Genomic DNA, 3,349 nt, shown 5'->3' with positions numbered 1-3,349 from the left:
TACACCCGGACCGTTAATGAAACTCAGGTTAAACAGAGTGACCCGGGTAAAATTCTGGCGGGCGGCCATATCACGCTCAACAGCGCGCAGGTCACCAATCACGACAGCCAGATTGTCGCCGGCGGCGCGTTAGGCGGGGAAATCGGCGAGCTGCATAATATCGCCACTCAGGGCGAACGTATCACCACCGATAAAGGTCGCCAGACCCACTGGTATGCTAAAAAAACCAAACGCTGGCACCGGTTCGGCACCAAAACCTCGCAGGGGAAAAGCCGCAGTGGTTATCACCCCGCGCCGGTGACAGAAACGATTGACCTGAAAACGCTGGCCTGGCAGGACCATACCCGTCCACAGAACACCGATATCACGATTACGGACCGACAGACCGGTCAGATACACGCGGCCCCCACGGCAGTCAAACCGGTGAGCGGGATAAACGACCAGCCTCTGGTCTTGCCCCCCGGTCAGCCGTTTGAACTGTCTCTGCCCCCGGAGACGGTGAAAGGGCAAACAGTCGACCCGGTGATACGCGTGGTGACCCCCAACACCCGCCTGCCGGATAACAGCCTGTATACCGTGCAGCCGGGCAGTGACAGCCACTATCTGGTCGAGACCGACCCGAAATTCACCCAGTATAAACAGTGGCTGGGCTCGGATTACATGCGGCAACAGTTAACCCATGACCCGGCGCGGGTTCACAAACGCCTGGGCGATGGGTTCTATGAACAGCGACTGGTGCGGGACCAAATCACCCAACTGACCGGCCGGCGCTATCTGCCCGGCTACAACAACGATGAAGCGCAGTTTAAAGCGCTGATGGATGCCGGAATTGCCTTTGGCCAACAGCAACAGTTAACGCCGGGCGTCGCCTTGAGTCCGGCGCAGATGGCATTGCTGACTTCGGATATTATCTGGCTGACGAACCAAACGGTGACTTTGCCGGACGGCACTACTGAGGTGGTCACCGTGCCGCAGGTTTATGCGCGTGTCCGTCAGGGCGACCTGAGCAGTGATGGCGCACTACTCGCCGGTAATTCCGTGGCCCTTAACAGTCAGGGCGATATCACCAACAGCGGTACGATGAGCGGGCGTGACGTCACTCAACTGACGGCCAACAACCTGACCAACAGCGGCTTTATTCGCGGCGGCAAAGTGGATTTGACAGCCCAACAGACCCTCACCAACCGGGGCGGCCGGATTCAGGGGGATGACCGGGTAACGTTGAAAGGTCGCGATATCACCAGTGTATCAACTGTGCGCGGGGATGAGGCTAACCGCTGGCTGGACCGTCCGGCGGGCATCTATGTGCAGAACGATAAGGGCGCTTTATCACTGAGCGCCATCAACAATGTGCAATTAACCGCCAGTGACGTCAAAAACGCCGGTAAAGACGGTCGCACCGAGATAACCGCAGGCCGTAACCTGACGCTGGATACCTTAAGTACACACCGCACAGAGCAGGGCGACTGGGGAAAAGATAACTACCGCCATCTGACCCAACAACAGGATATCGGCAGCCAGATAACCGGCGCCGGTGATGTGACCCTGCAAGCCGGGCAAGATTTGACCGCCACCGCCGCCCACGTCAATGCCGGTCAACAATTGACGGCGCAGGCCGGAAATAACCTGACGTTGACCACCGGTACCGCCTCATCCGATTTAGTGGAGCACAGTAAACAAACCAGTAAAGGCTGGCTGTCCAAGTCGTCAGTGGAAACCCACGACGAAGTGCATGACCGGCAGGCGCTCAGTACCACATTCAGCGGCGATAAGGTCAATCTACAGGCCGGAAAAGACCTGCATATCAGCGGCAGCAATGTTGCGGGCACGCAGGATGTCAGCCTGAACGCCGGTCAGCAGCTTACCGTCACCACCGCCGCCGAATCTCACGGTGAAACCCATTTACGGCAGGAGAAAAAATCGGGCCTGATGGGCACGGGCGGGATTGGTTTTACCGTTGGCAAAGCCAGCCAGAAAGTCACCACCGACAGTGACAGCCAGCTTAACCAAGGCAGCACGGTCGGCAGCAGCCAGGGCAATGTGACGCTCAACGCGGGAGAACAACTCCGGGTTCACGGCAGTGAAGTGATTGCCGGTAAAGACCTGACGCTGACCGGTCAACAGGTCGCGGTCACCAGCGCGGAAAACCGCCATCACACCACGACAAAAACCGAACAAAAACAGAGCGGCTTAACCGTGGCGCTGAGCGGCGCCGCCGGAGGCGCCATCAACACGGCCGTGCAAACGGCCCATGAAGCGCAACAGACCGCCGACCCGCGCCTGAAAGCGTTACAGAACACTAAAGCTGCGTTAAGCGGGGTACAAGCGACGCAGGCCGCCCGACTGGCCGAAGCCCAGGGCAGTGACGAGAAAGGCAATAATAACCTGGCCGGGGTGAGCTTGTCCTACGGTCGCCAGTCTGCCCGTTCAGAACAGCAGCACCGCCAGACCACCCAACAGGGCAGCCACCTCACTGCCGGGGATAACCTCACGATAACGGCGCACGGTGACGATAAAGGGACATCAGGCCCGAACGGCGATATCCGCATTCAGGGCAGCCAGTTACAGGCGGGTAAAGACCTGCAACTCAATGCCAGTCGGGATATTACGCTCTCGTCCAGCCAGAACACCGAACAGACCACCGGTAAGAACAGCAGCCACGGCAGCTCGCTGGGCGTGGGCCTGACCGCCGGACCGGGAGGCACCGGTCTGAGTGTTTCGGCCAATGTCAGTCGGGGTAACGGCCGTGAAAACGGCAACGGCGTCAGCCACAATAACACCACGTTAGACGCAGGACAGACCGTCGAGCTGAACAGTGGCCGGGATACGACGCTGAAAGGGGCACAAGTCAGCGGCGAACAGATTACTGCCGACGTGAAACGTCATCTGACCCTCAGCAGCGAGCAGGACAGCCAGCGTTATGACAGCCGACAACAGAATGCCAGCGCCGGAGTCAGCGCCACCGTAGGCCCGCAATCTAACGGCACCCTGAATCTCAATGCCAGCCGCAATAAACTGCACAGCAACTATGATTCAGTACAGGAGCAGACCGGGCTGTTTGCCGGTAAAGGCGGCTATCAGGTTAACGTCGGCGACCACACCCAACTGGATGGTGCAGTGATAGCAAGTACCGCCGACAAAGCCAAAAACACCCTCAATACCGGGACACTGGGCTTCAAAGACATTCACAATAAAGCGGACTTTACTGTCGAGCAGCAAAGCGCGGGCGTCAGCCTCGGCCAACCAACCACCGGTCAGGTGCTGAATAATCTGGCGGTTAATGCGCTGACGGGGGCCCATAATCAGGGCCATGACAGCAGTACCACGCATGCCGCCGTCAGTGACGGCC

At 58.7% G+C, this 3,349-nt stretch carries 1 protein-coding gene; it reads left to right on the top strand.

Annotation, left to right across the window (positions count from 1 at the left end):
* The coding region (locus AACQ83_RS23630; RefSeq protein WP_192881097.1) for a hemagglutinin repeat-containing protein at nt 1-3,349 on the top strand (3,349 nt) is incomplete at both ends.

This window comes from Photorhabdus sp. S10-54, assembly GCF_963878145.1.
GTDB classification, from domain to species: Bacteria; Pseudomonadota; Gammaproteobacteria; order Enterobacterales; family Enterobacteriaceae; genus Photorhabdus; species Photorhabdus kayaii.
The sequence above is the reverse complement of the archived record's forward strand: the minus strand, read 5'-3'. Positions and strand labels throughout refer to the sequence as shown.